Origin of the sequence: Streptomyces sp. NPDC058051 (assembly GCF_042885475.1) — a bacterium.
Taxonomy (GTDB): domain Bacteria; phylum Actinomycetota; class Actinomycetes; order Streptomycetales; family Streptomycetaceae; genus Streptomyces.
In genome coordinates, this window is the sequence record NZ_JBHVRW010000009.1 from 128,840 (window position 1) to 149,278 (window position 20,439).

Sequence of the window (20,439 nt, forward strand, 5' to 3'; positions counted from 1 at the left end):
ACACTTTGTGAGAGTCAACTCTCACGTCTATGGGGGGCGACGGCCTTGGTCGGTAGCTTCTCGCCGGCAGCCTCGACGTGGCGCCCGGAGCGGCGGCCGGACAGTGACGGCCCGGAACAGCGCTCGGAACAGCGACGGCCCGGAACAGCGACGACTCGGTGCAGCGCTCGCGACAGCGACGGCCCGGCGCGGCGCCCGGAACAGCGACGGCTCGGTGCAACGCCCGGAACAGCAACGGCCCGGTGCAACGCCCGGAACAGCAACGGCTCGGTGCAACGCCCGGAACAGCAACGGCCCGGTGCAACGCCCGGAACAGCAACGGCCCGGTGCAACGCCCGGAACAGCAACGGCCCGGTGCAACGCCCGGAACAGAGATGGCCCGGTTCGCCACACCCGCCCGGCACCCGCCCTGCAGCGGCTCGGCCGAGCGGCCGCGACAGTCGTCCGTGCGCGGGCCGCGGCATCACAGAGATCAGCGAACCGGCCTCGCGTTCGTCCCGCCCGCCACGCCTCACACCTTGCCGATGCCCAGCGTCGTTTCGGACGGCAGCAGCCCTGAGCCGATCGCCGCCAGCCACGGCGGACCCAGCAGCTCGACCAGCCGCTCCCGCTCTCCCGCATCGAGCGCGCGCCACGGTGCGGCAGCCGCCTCGTCCGTGCGCCGCTCGATGTCCGTGCGCAACGCCCGCCCCGCCTCGGTCGCCGAGCCATCCTCCGCCAACAGCCCGCGCCGCACCAGCCGTTGGCGGGCCGCCTGCCAGTCCCCGTCGCTCCACCCCCGGCTCGCGAACACCTCGGGCCGCGCCGCGCCGACGGCGGCGAAGGAGACCAGCGACTCGACCGGATCGAGCCCGGCCCCGGCGAGCGCGGCGATGTGCCCGTCCCCGCGGTGTTCGCGCAGGATCGTGGCCGCCTGCCAGAGCACCAGGTGCGGCGCGTCCGGCCAAGGCAGGGCGGCGTTGGCCGCGGCGAGCGGGCGGCCGGTCGTGTCAGCGGCCTCCGCGACGCGCCGCACGAGCGCGGCGGCCTCGGCGAGACCCGGACCCGCGACCTGCTCCCCCAGCAGTGCCCGATGGGCGCGGTCGACCGCCCGCGTCCGGGCCGCGAGCACCGCACCGGAGGGAGCGACGGACCAGATGGCCGGCACGTACGCGTGCACCATCGCCGGGCTGAAGCTGTGGAAGGTGTCGATCACCTCGGCGGAACCCGCTTCGCCGAGGGGCGCGGCACGCCAGGCGAAGTAGCTCGGCCAGCGCTCAGCCGTTCCGTAGCCGAGTGCGGCGGCCTCCTCGAAGGACTCCGGTGCGTAGTACAGGACGGCATGCAGGGGTTCCAACAGGTGCCACATCTGCCGCACCCGACCCAGTTCCTCGGACATGTCTCCGACCTCCGCGTCACCACTCATCTTGTCACTGACTAGATCACCAGACTGCCCTCCACCCCTCAAACCTGTCAATGACTAGATTGCGCGTAATCTGCTGCCCATGAGCAGCGAACACACCTACCACCACGGCGATCTGCGGAGGGCCGTCCTCACCGCCGCACTCGACGTCATCCGCGCCGAAGGCCCGGGGGCGTTGAGTCTGCGCGACCTGGCGCGTCGGGCCGGTGTCTCGCACGCCGCCCCCGCCCACCACTTCAAGGACCGCACGGGCCTGCTCACCGCCATCGCGACGGAGGGATACGGGCTGTTCGCCGACGCCTTGGCCGAAGCCCCGGACCTGAAGGAACGCGGCGTGCGGTACGTGCGGTTCGCCGCCGGCCACCCGGCTCACTTCCAGGTGATGTTCCAACCGGACCTGTTCCGCGGCGACGACCCCGAACTGCTCGCCGCCAAGGCCCGCGCCACGGCGGAGCTGCGCGCGGGCGTCGCCGACCTCCCGGTCACCGGCCGCGGCGACGACACCGACGCGGACGCCGACGCCCAACTCGCGGGCATCGCCGCCTGGTCCCTGGCACACGGCTTCGCCACCCTGCTGCTCAGCGGCAATCTGAGCGGCCCGATGGGGGCGCGGGATCACGAGGACGTGTTCAGGTCACTCGCGTCCCTGTTGTTCGAGGCGGGGGCCGACCGCCCCGGAGAAGCCCCGCCCCACACCGACCGGCACAAGACAGCCTGACGCGCGAGCCACCCCCCGGACTCCCGGCGCCGGAACCGGCACGCGGCGCCGGTCAGGCGGATCGGTCCCACCGTCCGCGACCACTCCGGACAGCGGCTCGCCCGCCGAGGAAGCCGCTGGCGATCGACCAGCGGCCGGCACGCGCGCGCATGCCCACGGGGCCGAAGGAACCGGCGCGGTCACGGTCACTCCGGAACGAACGTGTATTGCACCTCGTACAGATGGCCCGCCTTGACCATCAACGTCGCCTCGACGGGCCGGTCGTGATCGCTGAGGACAACACGCAAGGTACGCAGTACGGGCAGGTCGCCGGGGAGCCGGAGAGACCGGTACTGATCCTGGGTGGCGATACGCGCGGACACCCGGTCCACACTGACCCTGGGCGGATGTCCCAGCTCCGCCAGGAGAGTGGGCGTACCACCGGGAATCCTGCGACGTTCGGTGAGCGCGGTACCGCGGGCGATCTCCAACGGATAGAAGGACGACACAAGTTCGGCTGGCTCGTCGTCGATCAACAGCAACTGGCGTCGGAGAATCGCGGTGCGGCCCGGCTGGAGCCCCAGCGCCGCGGCGACATCCGACGGAGGCTGCTCCTCGGCCACCTCCAACAACGTGCTGCGGGCACGGACACCGAAGTCCGCCGCTTCACTCAGCCAGCGGTAGGGCTCACCGGCGGCGGCCGGGGCCATGTACGCGGCGGGACGTATCGTCCGCTGCCGGTGCTCGCGGACCATTACCGAAGCGCCCGGCCGCCCGATGGCCAGCCCTTCGCTCTTGAGGAGTTGCAGCGCCTTCTGCACGGTGGCGTTCGAAGCGGAGAACCGTTCCTTGAGTTGCGCGGTAGAGGGCAGGCCGGCTCCCGGGGCCAGATCCCCGGACATGATCTCGTCGCGCAGATCCGCAGCGATCCGCTCATGGAGAGAGCGACGGTCCGCAACTTCCTCATCCGATCCGGGCACAGTCATCCGATCCTGATCTCGTACCGCAGCTTCTGGCCTCGTGGCGGCATGACCATCACATCGACCTGGATGGCCCGGTCGTCTCCGCTCAGCGTGAGCCGCGTCAGTTCGAGCACCGGCTCACCCGGCCCCAGCGACAGGGACGTCCGCTCACCCTCGGACGGCATACGGGCGAGAACATCCTCTTGCGCCCGGACGCCGGTATAGCCCAGATCGGCAAGCAGCCGGATGGCCCCGCCCCGGATCTTGCCCGTTCCGGCCAGCCCGGTTCCCCGAGCGATCTCCAACGGGTAGTAGGTGTCGGTCAGCTCGCACGGCTCACCGTCGAGGTACATGACACGCCGACGCTCGACCACATGACAGCCGCGCCGCACCCGGAGCAGGTCGGCCACTCGGTCGGGTGCGATCACCTCACCTGCGCCCACGACCTCCTGAGTGCCCCGGCGCCCGTCGGCCGCCGCCTCGACCCCCCAGGCATCGCCCGTGTCCCGGGCCGGCGGCGCCAGGTACCGGGCAGACGTACTGATCCTCTCGCCCTCACCCACGACCTTCTCCTTCACAGCCGACGCCCAAGACACCCTGCCGATGCACACGGTAAGCGATGCAATCGCCCCTCCAAAGAATACCTTGCCGCTTTTCGCGAATAGCAGTACGGTGAGCGCGTTTCCCACAAGTAAGGCGGTGAACCACCGTGCCCTTGTCGCAGCAACGGCGCTTCCCCCGACGACGCACGTCCGTCGGTGCCTCACGCGACTTCGTCGTCAACGTCCTCACGGAGTGGCAGCTCACACCCTTGATCGACGACATACGGCTCTGCGTCTCGGAGCTGGCGACCAATGCTCTGCTCCATGGCGTCCCACCGGGCAGGGAGTTCGCCGTCTGTCTCCGTACGGCAGAGGACCTTGTACGCCTGGAAGTGCGGGACAGTGGCAGCGGACGACCGGCCGTCCAGCACGCAGAGGAAGACAGTTGTTCGGGACGCGGCTTGTTCCTGGCCGCTGAACTGGCCGCGGAGTTCGGCGTCGATCACCACCTCGTCGGCAGGACCGTGTGGCTCGCGTTGACGATGCCCGCCGTTCCCCTCACCCCCTGAAGGGACTCGACACCCCGTGAAGGGACTCGACACCCCCTGAAAGGGCTCGGCACCCCGCGAAAGAGCTCGGCCCCGCTGGATGTCCGACGGGGCCGACGCGCAGAACGCTCCGGGGCTACGACCCCAGGATCGTCGTGAGGAACTCCCCCGTCCACGCGAGCAGTTCGCGGCCGACGACCGGCTTGCCGCCGATCCTGCCGGTGGTGGGGCGGGGGACCAGGATCTGGTGGGCGGCCGGCTTGATGATCGACTTCGGGTGGAGGCGCTTCAGGCGGAGCTCCTGCGATTCGCGCAGCTCGACCGGGGCGAAGCGGATGTTCGAGCCCTGGAGGACGATCTCACCGACGCCGCAGGCGCGGCCCAGCATGCGCAGGCCCGCGACCAGGAGCAGGTTCTCGACCGGCTCGGGGAGCTTGCCGTAGCGGTCGGTGAGTTCCTCGCGGACCGCCCTGATGTCGTCCTCCGTGTTGGCCGAGGCGATGGCACGGTACGCCTGGAGGCGCAGTCGCTCACCCGGCGCGTAGTCATGGGGGACGTGCGCGTCGACCGGGAGCTCGATCTTGACCTCCAGGGGCGGCTCCTCCTCGACGCCGCCTTCCAGGGAGGCCCGGTAGTCGGCCACCGCCTCGCCGACCATGCGTACGTACAGGTCGAAGCCGACGCCCGCGATGTGGCCGGACTGTTCGCCGCCCAGGAGGTTTCCGGCGCCGCGGATTTCGAGGTCCTTCATCGCCACGTACATGCCCGCGCCCATCTCGGTGTGCTGGGCGATGGTGGCCAGACGCTCGTGGGCCGTCTCGGTGAGCGGCTTCTCCGGCGGGTAGAGGAAGTACGCGTAACCGCGCTCGCGGCCACGGCCCACACGTCCGCGCAACTGGTGGAGCTGGGACAGGCCGAAGTTGTCGCCGCGCTCCACGATCAGGGTGTTGGCGTTGGAGATGTCGATGCCGGACTCGACGATCGTCGTGGAGACCAGGACGTCGAACTTCTTCTCCCAGAAGTCCACCACCACCTGTTCCAGGGCCTGTTCGGACATCTGGCCGTGGGCGGTCGCGATCCTCGCCTCGGGGACGATCTCCCGCAGCCGCGCGGCGGCCCGGTCGATCGACTCGACACGGTTGTGGATGTAGAACGCCTGGCCCTCGCGGAGCAGTTCACGCCGGATGGCGGCGCCGATCTGCTTCTCCTCGTACGGACCGACGAAGGTGAGGACCGGGTGCCGCTCCTCGGGGGGTGTGGTGATCGTCGACATCTCGCGGATGCCCGTCACGGCCATTTCGAGCGTACGGGGGATCGGCGTCGCCGACATGGTGAGGACGTCCACGTTGGCGCGGAGCTTCTTCAGCTGTTCCTTGTGCTCGACGCCGAAGCGCTGCTCCTCGTCGACGATGACGAGACCGAGGTCCTTGAACTTCGTCTCGGAGGAGAAGAGGCGGTGGGTGCCGATGACCAGGTCGACGGAGCCCTCGCGGAGCCCCTCCAGGGTCGACTTGGACTCGGAGTCGGACTGGAAGCGGCTCAGCGCGCGCACGCTGACGGGGAATTGGGAGTAGCGCTCGGTGAACGTGCCGTAGTGCTGCTGGACGAGGAGGGTCGTGGGCACGAGGACGGCGACCTGCTTGCCGTCCTGGACCGCCTTGAACGCGGCCCGTACCGCGATCTCCGTCTTGCCGTAGCCGACGTCGCCGCAGATCAGCCGGTCCATCGGGACGGACTTCTCCATGTCCTCCTTGACCTCGGCGATGGTGGAGAGCTGGTCGGGCGTCTCCGCGTACGGGAAGGCGTCCTCCAGTTCGCGCTGCCAGGGCGTGTCGGGGCCGAAGACATGGCCGGGCGCCGCCATCCGCGCCGAGTACAGCTTGATCAGGTCGGCGGCGATCTCCTTGACGGCCTTCTTGGCGCGCGCCTTGGTCTTCGTCCAGTCGGCGCCGCCGAGCCGGTGCAGGGTGGGTGCCTCGCCGCCGACGTACTTGGTGACCTGTTCGAGCTGGTCGGTCGGGATGTAGAGGCGGTCGCCGGGCTGGCCGCGCTTGGCGGGGGCGTACTCGACGAGCAGGTACTCGCGGGTGGCGCCCTGCACGGTGCGCTGCACCATCTCGATGTAGCGGCCCACACCGTGCTGCTCGTGGACGATGTAGTCGCCGACCTCCAGCGTCAGCGGGTCGATCGTCTTGCGGCGGCGGGCCGGCATCCGGCCCAGGTCCTTGGTGGCGGTGCGCTGCCCCGTCAGGTCCGTCTCGGTGAGCACGGCGAGTCTGAGGTCCGGGTCGACGAAGCCGTGGTCGATCGCACCGCAGGAGACATGGACGAGGGACGGCGAGATCTCCGCCAGGTCCGGGTCGAGCCGGGCCGCGATGCCCTCGCCGCTCAGCACCTCGACGGTGCGGGAGGCCAGCCCCTGGCCCTCGGTGACGTACACCGTGCGCCAGCCGTCGGCGATCCAGCCCTTGGTGTCGGCGAGCGCGCGGGCGGTGTCGCCGCGGTACGACTCGGGGGCGTGCATCGAGAGTGTGAGCGTGTCCTCGTCGAGCTCGACGTCCGCGGCGAACGGGGAGACCGACCACCACATCATGCCCAGCTCGCGGGCCCGGTCGCGGACGTCCGCGAGGCCCCGCAGGGACGCCGCGTCGACATCGATCGGGGCCTGGCCGCCGCCCGCGGTGGCCGCCCAGGACGCCTGGAGGAACTCCTGGCTGGTGGCGACCAGGTCGGCGGCCCTGGTGCGCACCCGCTCCGGATCGCAGACCACCGCCATCGAGCCCTCGGGCAGTACGTCGAGCAGCAGCTCCATGTCGTCGACGAGGACCGGGGCAAGGGACTCCATGCCCTCCACCGCGATCCCCTCGGCGATCTTGCCGAGGAGTTCGCCCAGCTCCGGGTGGTCCTCGGCCAGGGCGGCGGCCCGCTCGCGCACCTCGTCGGTCAGCAGCAGCTCGCGGCAGGGCGGCGCCCACAGCCCGTGCTCGGCGATCTCCAGCGACCGCTGGTCGGCGATCTTGAAGTAGCGGATCTCCTCGACGTCGTCGCCCCAGAATTCCACCCGAAGGGGGTGCTCCTCGGTCGGCGGGAAGACGTCCAGGATGCCACCACGCACGGCGAACTCGCCGCGCTTCTCGACCAGTTCGACGCGGGAGTACGCGGCTGCCGCGAGTGCGTCGACCGTCTCGCCGAGGTCGGCGCTCCGGCCGATGGCGAGGGCTACGGGTTCCAGGTCGCCGAGCCCCTTGACCTGCGGCTGGAGCACGGAGCGGATCGGCGCGACGACGACCTTGACCGGGCCGGTCTCCGGGTCGTCCTTCCGCGGGTGTGCCAGGCGCCGCAGTACGGCGAGGCGGCGGCCCACGGTGTCGGAGCGGGGCGAGAGCCGTTCGTGCGGCAGGGTCTCCCAGGACGGGAACTCGGCGACCGTGTCCGGCGGCAGCAGGGTGCGCAGCGCGGCGGCCAGGTCCTCGGCCTCCCGGCCGGTCGCGGTGACGGCGAGCACGGTGCGCCCGGCCTCACGGGCCAGTGCGGCCACGGCGAAGGGGCGGACGGCGGCCGGACCGACGAGGTCGACGTGCGTCCGGTGACCGTCGGTGGCGGCCTTCACCGCTTCGGAGAGCGCCGGGTCACGTACGACGACATCCAGCAGACCGTGCAGGCTCATGAAGGGCTTCCGTCCGGGTAACGAGGGCGAGGTCTGACAGCCGGCTGCTGCCAGGGGCAGGCGAGGGGGCAACACGAAGCACCCGACACGTCTCACGGGCCGGGGGCCTCCAGCCTACGACTCCGCGGCGACGGCCGTGTCCGCGATCGCCCCGCGCGCCGACGAGGCGGCGCGGTTCCGGTCGGCACCGCCCGTCGCGCGTCGGGTGCCGTTCGTCGCGTGCCACACGCCGTTCATCTCCGCACCCCACACAGTTGTGTCCGGGATCGTCACAGGAACGATCCCAGCGTCTACGCTTTGGCCTGGGATTCCACACACAGTTGCACGGCAGTGAGTACGGCAACCGTCGACCAGCGCTGACGGGCGACCCCCGGAGGTGCACGGCCACGCATCGACCGGACAGCGGGGGCACACGTGGGCGAGAACGAGATGTCCGTATTCGGGGTCTCGGAAGCCGAGGAACAGGTCTACCGGCACTTCCTGCGCAACCCCGGCACCGCCACCGACGATCTGCACCTCCTGCTGCACACCGACCCGCAGGCCGCACGCGCGTGCGTCGACCGGCTCCAGGAGCTGGGGCTCCTGCACCCGGAGGGCATCGACCAGCGCATTTTCCCGACCGACCCCGAAGTGGCGCTGTCCAGGCTGATCGACCTGCGTCTGCACGCCCTCCACCAGGAGCTCCAGCGCGTCACCCGGTCCCGCCATGTCATTGACGGTCTACGCGCGGAGCAGGGGGCGCGAAGACCCCCTCCCCCGGGGATCGAGCAGTTGGAGGGGCTTGCCCAGATCCGCAACCGGATCGACGACCTCGCGTTCTTCGCACGGGACGAGATCCTCTCCGTGGAGCCGTACACCAGGCTGTCGCCCGAGAACATCGCCCGTTCGCGCCCGCTGGATCTGCGATGTCTGCGGCGCGGCGTGCGCATCCGGAACGTCGTCGCACAGGCCGCGCTGCGGGATCCGGCCACCGCCGCCTATCTCCGGGAGCTGGCCGCGCACGGGGCCTCGATCCGGGTGACGGCGCACACGGCCGAACGACTGCTGGTGTACGACCGCAGGGCCGCGCTGGTCCCGCTGGATCCGCACAACACCTCGCGCGGCGCGCTGCTCGCCCATCGCACCGGCCTGGTCTCCAACATCATCGCCCTCTTCGAGAAGATCTGGGACCAGGCGGACGATCTCGCGCAGGCGAGCGGCGAGGACACCGGGGCGGCGGACGACAGCCTCACGGTGACCGAACAGCGGGTGCTGGTGTCGATGTGCACCGTGGGCAAGGACGAGGCGGGCGCCCGCGAGCTGGGCGTCTCGGTGCGGACGTACCGTCGCTATGTCGCCGATCTGATGCAGAAGCTCGGTGCGGCGAGCCGGGCCCAGGCGGCGCTGCTGGCCCGGGAGCGGGGCTGGATCTGAGGAAGCCGGGGCCGCGCGGCGGCGCCGGATCCCGTGCGGGCGCGGGGCGCCCGGCCGCGAGCCCGGATCCGGTACACGTGCAGGCCCCGGGCGGCCGTCGTCACGCATCGGCCCGGAATCCTGTGCAGGCCCCGGCCGCGAGCCCGGATCCGGTACACGTGCAGGCCCCGGGCGGCCGTCGCCGGGACGGGACCGCACCCCCACCCGTGCCCTCAGCGCTCCTCCTCCCATCCCTCCAGCGCCCGGTCGGTGAGGACGGCGGAGACGGCACGGCGGACCGTCCTCGGGTCGAGGGCGGGGGTCAGGGCGATGCACAGGGCGATCCGGTCGGGGCCCACTGATCCCGGCGTGCAGACCCAGTGGGCGGGGAGCAGGCTCAGCAGGCGCACGACGGTCGTCTCGCCGGTCGGGGCTGCGCTGTCCCGGCGGACGGTGACCACGTCGACACGGCCCGGGGCGTGGCGGGCGTCCTGCCCACGAGCGGTCTGCCGGTCGGGGCGAGTCATGGTGTGCCCCCTTCCCGGCCCAGCACGTGCGCGGCGGCCGATGCCATCGCCGCGATCCCGGCGGGCAGAGCGGTCCGCACGTCCGGGGCGAACTCCGGCGCGTGGTTGGGCGGTACGGGCGGTCCGCCGTTCCGGGCGGCGCGCCACTGCCGTACCCCTGTCACACCGAGCATCCAGTACACCGTCGCCACACCGTCGGAGCCGAACCAGGGAAAGTCCTCGGTGGCCGTGAGCGGGCCGCAGTCCGTCACCCGCTCCGGGCCGAACAGGGCCTCGTGCGCCCCGCGTACGGATGCGGTGGCGGCGGCGTCGGTCAGCAGGGCGGGGGAGCGCGCGGTGACGGTGAGGTCCGGATCCCGCGGGCAGCCGGACGCCGCGCTCTCCGCCCGTACGATCCGCGTCGCGGCGGCCGTCATGCGGTCGAGCACCGGTTCGGACAACGCCCTTATGCACAGGGCCAGTTCGGCGGTGTCCGGGATCACGTTGCCGCGCTCGCCGGCCCGCAGCATGCCGACGCTCAGCACCGCCTGCTCGGCCGGAGCGGTCTCCCGGGACACGACGGACTGGAGCCGCAGGACGGTGGCCGCCGCCGCCACGACCGGGTCGACGGTGAGGTGCGGGGTGCCCGCGTGGCCGCCGCGCCCGTACAGGGTGACGTCCACCGACGTGCTGGCCGCCATCAGGGGGCCGCGGAAGTCCGCCGCGTGCGCGAGGGTGCCTGCGGGGGCGGGCGAGGCGTGCTGGGCGAGGACGACGTCCGGGGTGCCGAACCGCTCGTACAGCCCGTCCGCCAGCATCGCCCGCGCCCCGGTCAGGGTCTCCTCGGCGGGCTGGCCCACGACGAGGACGGTGCCGCGCCACGCGGAGCGCGTACGGGAGAGTTCGGCGACCGCTCCGGCGACCGCGGCGAGATGGAGGTCGTGGCCGCAGGCGTGCATCACGCCGGGCACGGTACTGGCGTAGGCGAGGCCGGTGCGCTCGGTGACCGGGAGCGCGTCGAGTTCGGTGCGGAGCAGGACCGTCGGACCGGCCCCGTTGTGCAGGACGCCCACGAGTCCGTGCCCGCCGCCGACCTTCCGGGTGACCGTGCAGCCGCTCGCCTCCAGCCGGGCCGCGAACCGGTCGGCGGTGCGCTGCTCCGCCCCCGACAGCTCCGGATGGGCATGCGTGTCGAGGTACAGCTCGACGGCGGGGCGCAGGACCGCCCGCTCGACGACCGGGGGCGGTACGGCCGGGGGCCGTACGGACGGGGGCCGTACGGACGGCGGGTGTTCGGGCGAGGCGGGTTTGGGCAAGGCGGTTTCGGGCGGTGCGGGTTCGGGCGGCGCGGTCTCGGGCGGTGCGGGTTCGGGCGGCGCGGGGTTCTCCTTCATGTCATCTCACCTCGTTCCGCTGGGGCGTTGGGTCCTGTCCACGAGCCTGAGCCGTGCCGGCTTCAGGAATTCGACGTTCCGCTGTCATGGGGTGCCAGCGGTCTGACAGCGAAAGCGCGGCCGATCTGACAGCGGCCTCCACTGCAATGGCATCCACACAGGGGAACAGCGCCGGAGCGGCCGGCCGATCCCCGTGACCCAAGGGAGAACACCATGGCCCCGAAGACCGAGCTCGCCACCCTCGCCGACGAGATCCTGGAGCTGGAGTCGGAGACCTTCGAGATCTCGGACTACTCGGACGCCGCGGAGGTCGTGCTCGCCGGTTCGACGTCCTGCTCCTCGACGTCCACCTGTTCCAGCACCACCAGCACCACCTCCTGCAGCGCCTGATCCGGCCGCAGTCCGCGCACGTCCCCGAGCCCTCTTCGCTCAGCGAGCGCGAAGAGGGCTCGCGGGCGTCCTCGCCCCGTCCCCCGCCTGTCACGGGAACGGGTGCGGGACGCGCTTGATCGCGGACTCCGGAAGATCGTCGGCGCGCCGCCCCGCCGCCCGCAGCGCGGTCCGCAGCCGGGGCATCAGCAGGGCGCGCTGCCTCGTCCAGCCGAAGTCCAGCGGCAGGAAGCCGGGGACGAGGGCGGCGACGGTGTGCAGACCCATCCGGCGCTGCTCGGGCGTGGTCTGGTCGACCGCGATGACATCGTGCCCGGCTGCGGCGAGCGAGCCGCACAGCAGGTTCAGGTCGTCCAGCAGGTCTCCGGTGCGGGGGCGTCGCGCCTCCCAGTCGGCGAAGGTGTCGGCCGGCGTGCGGACGGCGACGGGCTCCAGGTACTCCTTCGCGTGCACGGCCATCGCGGGCAGCCCGTAGAGCTGGGCATGGTCCTTCAACTGACGCACCAGGGTGAAGTCCTGGGCCATGGCGTCGAGTTCGCCGTGGCGCTCGGCCACCTGGTAGGGCAGGTGCGGAATGTACGTGAGGACTTCGGACAGGGCCGACTCGATGGTGTCCTCCGGATCGAACCCGGCGGCGGCGGCGAACGACAGCGTCCCGTGTCCGCCGTCCCCGCGTACCGCGAGAGCCGTGACGACGGGGACGGCCAGGTCCATCCGGGTATCGAAGGCATGGACGTCGTAGCCGTGCAGCGCGGCCCGGTCGATCATCGTGCGGACGGCGGGCGAGCGGCAGGCCGCGAGGTCGATCGCGGCGAGGGGGGCGCGCCCGTACCAGGCCAGCAGGAAGGCGTCCCGTTCGACGATTTCGAGGAGCCCGTACAGGATCGCCTCCTCCAGACTGCCGCCGGTGGCACAGCCGTTGGAGCATTCGAAGACGAAGTTGTCGGCGTCGACGCCGGCGCTGTAGTGGGCGAGCCTGGCGGGCACCAGGACGGGCCGGTCGTCGCGCAGGGAGTGACCCCACACCCAGGGAATGGGCCGGTCCGGGTCGAACGGGGAGACCATCGGGTCGCTCGCGTAGGTCTCGGGGGCGTAGAGGCCGCACGCGGCCGGGTCGAGCGCGTGGTCGGCCAGTTCGGTGTAGGCGCCGACGACGGGTGAGGTGCCGCGTCTGCGGGTGGTGCCCGCGTACCGCTCCAGCCCCTCCAGGTGGGCCAGGACGCGGCTGGTGTCGTAGCGGTTGGCCTGGCCGCTCCAGGTGACGTCGTTGAGCCCGGCGTAGCCGCGTACGAAGTGGGTGCCGGCGACCGGTGCGGTGGTGGTGGACGTCGGATTGATCCAGGTGTCGGAGCCGAGGGTGCCGCACACCGGGTTGGCGAGGGCCGCGACCGGCAGGGGGTAGGAGGCGAGGGGCCGCAACCGGTAGCCGTCCGGGTCCGGTTTGGGGGCGGGGCGCAGGACCATGCGGGCCGAGGCGGCGGTGTCGGGGATCTCCTGGACGCAGGAGGGGCAGAGGGGTTCGGGCAGGAGCGGGAACGTCGCGGTGGCGAGGGTCACCAGATCGACCCGGGTGACCCGGGGCAGGGCGCGGTCGGCGGGGGTCGCGTCGGGGAGGTCGTGGCCGCCGCCGAGTACGGCGCGGTAGGTGGCCCAGACGGCGTCGACCGCGTAGTCGGTGAGGACCGGCCAGTGGGCGGCGCCGTGCGGCGCGCCGCCGCGTTCCAGTGCCTCGCGTTCCGAGCGGCTGCGCAGCCGTTGCCAGCGCATGGCGAGGCACTGCCCGCAGGCGGTGGTGCCGGGGCCGCCGCCCCACGGTCCGATGAGTACGGCGCGGGAGGTGAGCTGGACCTGCGCGGCGGGGCGGGTGTCCGCGTACGGGTCGGGGTGGCCGAAGCCGAGGGTGTCGGCCGCGCCCAGGGGGACGACGAGCGGGGCGGGAAGCACCCGCCGCGCCGACGGGTGCGCGTGCCGGGTGGTCGGAGTGTGCCGGGTCGCCGACGCGTGCCGGGTGGTCAGCGCGTGCTGGAGACCGGCGCGGGCGGCTTCCAGCGGGCTCTCGCCGCGCACGGGCGGGGTGGCGGTGGCGGTCGTCATGACTTGTCGCTCCAGCGGAAGGTCTTGAGCGCGACGGCGCACAGGACCAGGGCGAAGCCGGCGAGCACCGCGCAGGACAGGCCGATGTCCCCGGTGGTGCCGTCACCGGTCAGGGCCCCGGAGATCCCGTCGTTGAGGTAGCGCAGTGGCAGGACGCGGGAGAGGTTCTGCATCCAGGCGGGCATGGCGTCCAGCGGGAAGAACGAGCCGGACAGGAACGCCATGGGGATCATCAGGCAGTTGGCCACGGCGGCGACGGCCTCGGGGGTCTTCGCGTGGCTGCCGACGATGACGCCCAGCGCGAGGAACGCGGTGATGCCGATGACCAGCACCGGCAGGGCGAGCGGCCAGCGGCCGTCCAGCCGGAGGCCGAACGAGGGCAGCAGCGCCACGGCGACGAAGAGCACGGCCTGCACCGCGCCGATGCCCAGCGCCAGGACGTAGCGGGAGGCGAGGACGGCGGACACCGGCGTCGGGGTCATCCGGATGAGGCGCAGGATGTCGTCGCGCCGCCACTGCATGAGGACGAATCCGACGCCGAACACGGCGGCGTTGCCGACGCCCCAGGACAGGACGCCGGGGGCGATGTAGTTGATGTACGGCTTGCCGCTCTCCTCGACCGTCTGCCCGTGGAAGATCAGCCCGAAGACCACCAGGAAGATGAGCGGGAAGGCGAAGGTGAAGAAGAGCGTGGTCCTGTCGCGTGTGTAGGCCCGGTATCCGGCCTGGCTCAGCGCCGCGTATGCGCTCATCGGGGGTGTCTCCGTATCGCTGGGTGCGCGGGTGGGGGTGGCACGGGGTACTGCGGTGGGGCCCGTTACGGCCGGGGGGCTCCGGCCCGCGCCCCGGTGAGCGTCAGGTACACGTCTTCGAGGCTCACGGTGCGGGTCTGGACGCCCTGGAGGCCGGCCAGCGCGTCGACGGCGGCCAGCACCCTGCCCGATTCGAGGGTTTCCAGCACGAGTACGCCGGGCTCCTCGGTGACGCTGTCGACGCCCTCGATGGCCCGTGCCCGGTCGGCGGTCATGCGGCCCTCGGGGACCAGCAGCCGGGTGGTGGGGCCGGCCGCGGCGATCAGGCGGGCGGGGCTGTCGAGTGCGGCGACGGAGCCGTCGACCATGATGGCGACGCGGTCGCAGAGTGCCTCGGCCTCGTCGAGGTGGTGGGTGGTGTAGATGATGGTGCGGCCCGCGCCCTTCAGGTCGCGCAGCACCTGCCACAGGGCCCGGCGGGCCTGCGGGTCGAGGGCCGCTGTCGGCTCGTCCAGGAAGATCAGTTCGGGTTCGTGGACGAGGGCGGAGGCGATGGCGAGCCGCTGGCGCTGGCCGCCGGAGAGGTCGTCCACCCGGGTGTCGCCCTGCTCCACGAGGCCGACGGACTCCAGTGCGCGTTCGGCCGCCGCGTGGTCCGTCCGGTAGAGGGCGGCCAGGGTGCGCAGATGCTCGCGGGCGGTGAGGCGGACGAAGAACGCCGAGGTCTGGGTCTGTACGCCGAGCCGGGGCAGCAGGGCGGCGTTGCGCGGCCAGGGGGCGGCGCCGAGGACGGTCACGGTCCCGGAGTCGGCCTTGCGCTGCCCCTCCATGATCTCGACGAGGGTGGTCTTGCCCGCCCCGTTGGGGCCGATCAGCCCGAAGAACTCGCCGCGCGGCACGGTGAGGGACACCCCGTCGACGGCGTGCGTGCCGCCGTACCGCTTGTGCACGTCGTCGAGGACGACGGCCGCCGCGCGGTGGCCGTCGTCCGGCCCGGCCTGGCTCCCCGGGGAGGCGGAAGGGGCGGTGGGGGTCATGGACTTCTCCTTGCGGTCGTCGGTCGCACGGTCGCCCGTGGTCACACGGTCAGCAGATGGTGGGCAGCCGCCACGGCGGCGGCGAGGATCAGCGCGAGCACGAGCACCGATCCGAGCCCGTAGGCGAGGTACGCGGTCCGGGCGCGGCGCGGGTACGCGGCAGCCGCCGGGTCGCGACGGGCGGCCAGGCGCAGGTACGTACCGGTCGACGCGGCCAGTTCGGTGGCACCGCACAGCTGGCTCACGATCCGGTAGCCGTCGAGCGGCGGAAGGGGGACCAGCATGGCGAACGCCTGGACGCTGCCGAGGAGCAGCAGGCCGCCGAGCGCGTCGTGCGTGGCCGTGTCCAGGGGGGCGAACAGCCACAGTGCGCAGAACGGCAGCAGGAACAGCAGGTTCATCACCGCGCCCGCCGACGCCGTGTGGATGCGCTGCCGACGCGAGCCCAGGTAGAGGTAGTTGCCGACTGTGCAGTACATGATGACCACGGGCAGTCGCCAGCGCAGACCTATTTCGGCCACGGTGCCGCCGTGGTGCCGGGCGACGATCCCGTGGGCGAGTTCGTGCAGGGCGGTGCTGAACCAGAGCAGGGTCGCGGTGCCCGTCAGCAGCACCGGGTTGGTGAACAGGTCCCGGGTGTCGACCAGGAGTTCGCCCGCGTTCACCACGACGGCCGTCTCCATCGCCGCCACCAGGACCAGCAGGGGCACCAGCCATCCCGGGGCCAGCAGGAAGCCCACCACCCGGTGCAGCCGGGCGGTGGTGGCGTCCGCGTCGGCGACCAGCCGGACACTGCCGCGCAGCACCCCGCGTCGGGACGCCGCCGAGGGTGCGGCGGAAGACCCCCCGGCCGCAGCCGCACCGGCCACAGCGGCCTTCACGGCGGACTCCGTCGCCGCAGGTGCCCCGGCCAGCAGGCCGCGGGAGCCGAGCATCCGCAGGATCTGCTGCCAGCGCGCGCCGTCCAGCCTGCGCCCGTACTCCCGCGCGTACTCCTCGCCGATCTCCCGCAGGCTGCGCTCCCCGTCCATCCTGGCGATGAGGAAGTGCTCCTTCGGCCCGACCCTGAAGGAGCTGCCGCTGTCGGTGTCCTTGATCAGGTGCACCGTCGCGGCGCCGTGCAGCAGCGCGTCGCTGAGCAGGACCCGGGGCCGCAGTGCGGGCCGGTACTCGGCGAGGGCGTCGGCGGCGCTCATCCCGGCTCCCGCAGGGCCCGGCCGAGCACGTGCGAGAGGTACGCCTCGTCCCGGATCGTCACGTGCAGCCGGTTGTTGGTCATATGCATGTACGGGGACAGGAGCAGCGGCAGGGAGGCCGCCGGGTCGGTGACCGTCTCGTCGCGCTCGCCGTCCCAGGAGCGGAACGTCAGATCGCCGTCGAGGGTCAGCTTGACGGCCCGCTCCCGCAGTTCGGCGCAGTGCTCGGCCCATCCGGCGAGGAATCCGGGCAGGCGGGCCGCGCCCTCCTCGCCCGCGACGGCGGCCCGGACGCGGGCGAAGCGGCCGGCCAGGCCCGCGGCCATCGAGGCGTAGTTGCGGTCGTACTCGTCGCTGCCGATGAAGCCGGTGCCGGGAAAGGCCCGGTGCCAGAACGCGTAGTAGCTGTCGAGGTAGTCGGCGAGTTCCCGCCGGCCGGGCAGGAAGGCCGCGGACATCACCATCATCAGCTGGGCGGAGGTGCCGAGCAGCACGGTCCGCAGGTGGAGGTTCTTCGTCCGGAAAGCGTCGATGACGAGGTCGCTGGAGTGCCGGAAGTGCCATTCGGCCAGCTCGATCCCGGCCGGGCCGCCGTATTTGCCGTACTCCGGTTCGTAACGCTCGTCGCTGCGCGAGTTGTTGGGGCGCAGGTTCATCCGGCCCTGGTCGTCCATGTAGTCGCCGCGTTCGGCGCCGGGGAACTCGATGTCGAAGAGGGTGTTGTAGAAGTCGTTGAGGAAGCCGGAGTCGACCTCGTACAGCGCGGGCCGCTCGGCCAGGAAGGCGTCGACGGCCGCCTCGGTGCGGCGCCGGACCTCGGCTTCGGCATCCGGGGCGGACGGCCTGATCCGCAGCCGCACATGGGGGCCCTCCAACCAGTAGTTGATGAAGAAGTAGCCCGCGAGCAGGCCGTCCGCCGCCAGCTCCGCCACCAGGGGGCGGATGCAGTGGGTGAGCATCGGGCGGGGGTTGGCGGCGTAGAAGATGTGGGTGGCCTGCCAGGCCCCCGACCGGCCGGTCCGTCCGGCGGCCCGGGTGGAGGGTGCGGTGCTCATGACTGGTCTCTCCTTCGGACGGGGGTGACGGTCTCCACCGCGAGTTCGGCAACGTGCCGGCCCCGGCCGGAGACGGTGTGCAGCCCGTCCTCGTCCGGCAGCATCTCCCGGAACACGACCCGGGCCCCGGCGCTCCTGATCAGCGCCTCGAACGCGGACAGGGAGAGCGGGCTGTCGAAGTCGACGTAGCTCGGCTTGGTGCCGGTCGCCCCGCGTGCCCCGCTGTCCGCGACGGTGGCGAAGACCCGGTCCGGCAGGCCGTGGGCGCGGCGGAACGCGTGCCAGCCCAGGAACCAGGTGTCGTCGCCGGTCCCCGGCCCGCGCAGCGGCAGCACGGCGGCGGGCGCGCTCCAGCTGCGCCGGCTCAGCACCACGCTGCCGTGCCGGACCCGCGGCCTCCGGGTGACTCCGCCCTCCGCCGCGCCCTCGGGCACGCCGCCCCACACGTTGAGCGGGGACATGGAGGTCGGCGAGAGCAGCAGCAGGGTGCGGGGCAGTTCGGGCAGGGCCAGGGGGACGAGATAGCCGAGGTACACGGGCACCACCTCCTTGCCCAGCCGGGTGGAGCGCAGCACGAGCCGGTCCGTGGCCGGGTCGTGGACGAGATGCAGGTCGTCCAGGTGGATGCGGTGGGAGGCGGGGAGGGTGCCGCGCTCGCCGGGGCAGACGATCTCGTACTCGGTCAGCCGGCCGTGCAGGTTGAGGTTGCTGGTGACGGGCCCGCCGGTGACCTCGGCGAGGACGGCGTCCTCGGAGACCAGCCCGGCGGTGGCGGCGAGCAGTTGTGCGTCGAGGCCGTCGAAGAGGTGCGTGAACCTGCTGAACGGGAAGGAGACGCCTCCGTAGGAGCGGTTGAGGACGACCAGCGGATCAGCGGGCCGGTCCACGATCTGCACATGGTGCGCGAGCGGGGTGAACTCGGTCCGCAGCGGGGTGAGTTCCGCCGCCACCTCGTCGAGGAGGTCGCCGTCCACCCGGATCTCGCCGGCGCCGCCGCCCTCCTTCTCCCAGACGGCCCACAGGGCGCGCATCCGCTCCACGAACGTCTGCCGGGCCGTGTCGAGGGCCTTGAGCTGCGGCAGGGAGAGCCAGTTCTCCTCCGGTACGTAGTTCCCGTCCGCGTCGAACGCGGTGCGCTTCGCGGTGAACGACATGTACTGGTCGAAGAAGTCCTCATGGAAGTCGTGGACCAGTTTCAGCAGGTCGTCGCAGCGTCCGCCCCGCCCGTACCGGGCGGTGAAGAACCCCTTGAACGTGACGCGCTGCGGCAGCGTCAGGTCGAAGGCGGGCAGGACGCGTTCCACCGCGCCGAGCGGTCCGGCCGCCAGGTCCTCCCAGGCCCGGGCGGAGAGCCCGGTGTGCCGTCCGGCCGCCACGTCCTCGTACAGCAGGGTCTGCGGGATCCTCGCCCGCTCCACGCCGAGTTCGTCCTCCTGGACGGTGCGCAGCGCGGCCCGCAACTCGTCCATGAGGGCCCGCCGTCCGGCCGGGTCCGCGTCGGCGAACCGTGCGACGCAGGACGCCGGGGCGTCGAGCAGGCCGGCGAGCCGGTCCGCCCAGGGCCGGTCCAGTCCGCGCAGCGAGGTGCGGAAGGCGTCCAGCGGGTCCGTGTCGTGGACCTCGGTGCGCAGGCACGGGACCTGGACCATGCCGAGGTCGAGGAGTGCCTGGAGGTAGCGGGCGCACTCCTCCTCGTCGGCGCCCTGGTCCTTTGCGAGCCAGTCGGCCAGCTCCCCGTGGCGCACGGTGCCGCGCTCCTCGAACAGGCCGAGCAGCCGTTCCAGGGTGCCGCTGCGGCGGAGGAAGAACAGCCGGTCCTTCACCGCGTCGAAGGTGACGGCGGTGTCCTCGTCGCCCTGGGTGACCCAGCGGCGCACGTAGCGGACCCGGTCGTCGTCGCGGTTCCAGCCGGAGGCCGGGGCGACCGGCAGGTCGGCGCGGCGGGCCGGGTCCGCGACCACCGCCTCGGCGAGCCTGCCGACGGCGACGACGTTGAGCCGCAGCCGCCCGGTCCACGCGTCGTCGACCCGGACCCGGAACCCCCGGTCCTCGGCGGGTCCGGAGCCCCCGGCGGATTCACGGCCCCCGGCGGGTTCACGGCCCTCGGCGGGTTCATCGAAGGCACCGAGGGCGACGCCGGTGAACGTGGAGAACGGGCTGGTCTTGCACGCGGTGCGGTACAGGTACGACAGCAGCGAGCGTTCGATCTTGCGCCGCTTCTTGTCCGGGACGGTGCCGGCACCGCTCCTCGTGTACGTGTCGAGCTGGGCGTCCAGCGCCGGGGACGCCAGCAGCAGCCCCTTGCGCAGTCGTTCCTCGCCCGCCAGCCGACGCAGCGCGTCGCGGGCGCGCCGGGTCTCGTCGGCGAGCAGGGCGGCGCCCGCCGCCCGGTGCTCGTCCAGCCGGCGGCGGCCGGTCAGCCACTGTGCCAGCGCCGTGCCGGCCGCCGCGTCCCGCTCCCGTACGAGGGCCAGTGCGCGCTCTGCGGTCCCGGGGCGCGGCAGCCGGTTGTTGAAGACGTCCCGGCGCAGCCCGAGGAGCGTGCGGCGCAGGTCCTCGTCCTCGCTGCCGCCGACGAGGCCGTGGATCAGGTCGCCGATCCGCTCGCCGTCGGCACGTGACCGCTCGGTGGCGTGCAGGACCTCATCGGCCCAGCGGCGGCTCTCCGGACAGCGCAGGGCCCGGACACTGTCGACCGGCAGCCCGGCGACCCGCAGCATGAAGCGGGGGCGGGTGGCGGTGGCGGTGGATGGGTGGTCCGGCGTCATGGCGGGTCTCCCCTTCTCGTTCCGGTCGTCGTCCACG

General features: G+C 72.3%; 17 protein-coding genes. 4 read left to right on the forward strand and 13 right to left on the reverse strand.

Annotated elements, in window-relative coordinates; translation table 11 throughout:
* Positions 1-511: 511 nt before the first annotated feature.
* Entirely contained in the window at positions 512-1,378 is an 867-nt protein-coding gene (locus tag ACFVUT_RS16805) for a hypothetical protein (RefSeq protein ID WP_389648975.1), read from the reverse strand.
* A 106-nt stretch (positions 1,379-1,484) separates the two neighbouring features.
* On the opposite strand from ACFVUT_RS16805, the gene ACFVUT_RS16810 reads away from it, so the two are divergent.
* Positions 1,485-2,120: a TetR/AcrR family transcriptional regulator gene (locus ACFVUT_RS16810; RefSeq protein WP_389648972.1), complete on the forward strand. Its 636-nt coding sequence runs from the start codon at positions 1,485-1,487 to the stop codon at positions 2,118-2,120.
* A gap of 185 nt (positions 2,121-2,305) precedes the next feature.
* Here ACFVUT_RS16810 and ACFVUT_RS16815 read toward each other — a convergent pair whose 3' ends face one another.
* The gene (locus ACFVUT_RS16815; protein WP_389648969.1) at positions 2,306-3,085 is read right to left on the reverse strand and encodes a GntR family transcriptional regulator; all 780 of its coding nucleotides are present in this window, start codon (positions 3,083-3,085) and stop codon (positions 2,306-2,308) included.
* Complete coding sequence (locus ACFVUT_RS16820) at positions 3,082-3,624, reverse strand: UTRA domain-containing protein (RefSeq protein ID WP_389648967.1); 543 nt, start codon at positions 3,622-3,624, stop codon at positions 3,082-3,084. Before ACFVUT_RS16820 ends, ACFVUT_RS16815 begins: the two co-directional genes overlap by 4 nt.
* Positions 3,625-3,770: 146 nt before the next feature.
* Here ACFVUT_RS16820 and ACFVUT_RS16825 point away from each other — a divergent pair, with 146 nt between their 5' ends.
* Positions 3,771-4,172, forward strand: a complete 402-nt coding sequence (locus tag ACFVUT_RS16825) for an ATP-binding protein (RefSeq protein WP_389648964.1) — start codon at positions 3,771-3,773, stop codon at positions 4,170-4,172.
* 115 nt (positions 4,173-4,287) lie between these two features.
* Here the strand turns inward: ACFVUT_RS16825 and mfd are convergent, their stop codons facing one another.
* Positions 4,288-7,818 (reverse strand): transcription-repair coupling factor, encoded by a 3,531-nt coding sequence (gene mfd / locus ACFVUT_RS16830; RefSeq protein WP_389648961.1) that lies wholly within the window; start codon positions 7,816-7,818, stop codon positions 4,288-4,290.
* A gap of 114 nt (positions 7,819-7,932) precedes the next feature.
* Positions 7,933-8,055, reverse strand: coding sequence for a hypothetical protein (locus tag ACFVUT_RS16835; RefSeq protein WP_389648958.1), 123 nt, complete (start codon positions 8,053-8,055; stop codon positions 7,933-7,935).
* A 177-nt stretch (positions 8,056-8,232) separates the two neighbouring features.
* Here ACFVUT_RS16835 and ACFVUT_RS16840 point away from each other — a divergent pair, with 177 nt between their 5' ends.
* Positions 8,233-9,231, forward strand: coding sequence for a LuxR C-terminal-related transcriptional regulator (locus ACFVUT_RS16840; protein WP_389648955.1), 999 nt, complete (start codon positions 8,233-8,235; stop codon positions 9,229-9,231).
* 212 nt (positions 9,232-9,443) lie between these two features.
* On the opposite strand, the gene ACFVUT_RS16845 is transcribed toward ACFVUT_RS16840, so the two are convergent.
* Positions 9,444-9,737: a hypothetical protein gene (locus ACFVUT_RS16845; protein ID WP_389648952.1), complete on the reverse strand. Its 294-nt coding sequence runs from the start codon at positions 9,735-9,737 to the stop codon at positions 9,444-9,446.
* A complete protein-coding gene (locus tag ACFVUT_RS16850) occupies positions 9,734-11,110 on the reverse strand; it encodes an amidohydrolase (protein ID WP_389648949.1) in 1,377 nt (458 codons plus the stop codon). Before ACFVUT_RS16850 ends, ACFVUT_RS16845 begins: the two co-directional genes overlap by 4 nt.
* 213 nt (positions 11,111-11,323) lie before the next feature.
* Here ACFVUT_RS16850 and ACFVUT_RS16855 point away from each other — a divergent pair, with 213 nt between their 5' ends.
* Complete coding sequence (locus ACFVUT_RS16855) at positions 11,324-11,500, forward strand: thiazolylpeptide-type bacteriocin (protein ID WP_359213941.1); 177 nt, start codon at positions 11,324-11,326, stop codon at positions 11,498-11,500.
* Positions 11,501-11,590: 90 nt separating this feature from the next.
* Here ACFVUT_RS16855 and ACFVUT_RS16860 read toward each other — a convergent pair whose 3' ends face one another.
* The 6 genes from ACFVUT_RS16860 to ACFVUT_RS16885 form a co-directional block, all read right to left on the reverse strand.
* Complete coding sequence (locus ACFVUT_RS16860) at positions 11,591-13,594, reverse strand: TOMM precursor leader peptide-binding protein (protein WP_389648945.1); 2,004 nt, start codon at positions 13,592-13,594, stop codon at positions 11,591-11,593.
* The gene (locus tag ACFVUT_RS16865; protein ID WP_389648943.1) at positions 13,591-14,346 is read right to left on the reverse strand and encodes an ABC transporter permease; all 756 of its coding nucleotides are present in this window, start codon (positions 14,344-14,346) and stop codon (positions 13,591-13,593) included. Before ACFVUT_RS16865 ends, ACFVUT_RS16860 begins: the two co-directional genes overlap by 4 nt.
* Before the next feature lie 65 nt (positions 14,347-14,411).
* Positions 14,412-15,383, reverse strand: coding sequence for an ABC transporter ATP-binding protein (locus ACFVUT_RS16870; protein WP_389648940.1), 972 nt, complete (start codon positions 15,381-15,383; stop codon positions 14,412-14,414).
* 41 nt (positions 15,384-15,424) lie between these two features.
* Positions 15,425-16,579: a peptidase M50 gene (locus ACFVUT_RS16875; protein WP_389648937.1), complete on the reverse strand. Its 1,155-nt coding sequence runs from the start codon at positions 16,577-16,579 to the stop codon at positions 15,425-15,427.
* Positions 16,576-17,634, reverse strand: a complete 1,059-nt coding sequence (locus ACFVUT_RS16880) for a lantibiotic dehydratase C-terminal domain-containing protein (protein WP_389648934.1) — start codon at positions 17,632-17,634, stop codon at positions 16,576-16,578. Before ACFVUT_RS16880 ends, ACFVUT_RS16875 begins: the two co-directional genes overlap by 4 nt.
* Positions 17,631-20,402: a lantibiotic dehydratase gene (locus ACFVUT_RS16885; protein ID WP_389648930.1), complete on the reverse strand. Its 2,772-nt coding sequence runs from the start codon at positions 20,400-20,402 to the stop codon at positions 17,631-17,633. Before ACFVUT_RS16885 ends, ACFVUT_RS16880 begins: the two co-directional genes overlap by 4 nt.
* Positions 20,403-20,439 lie beyond the last annotated feature (37 nt).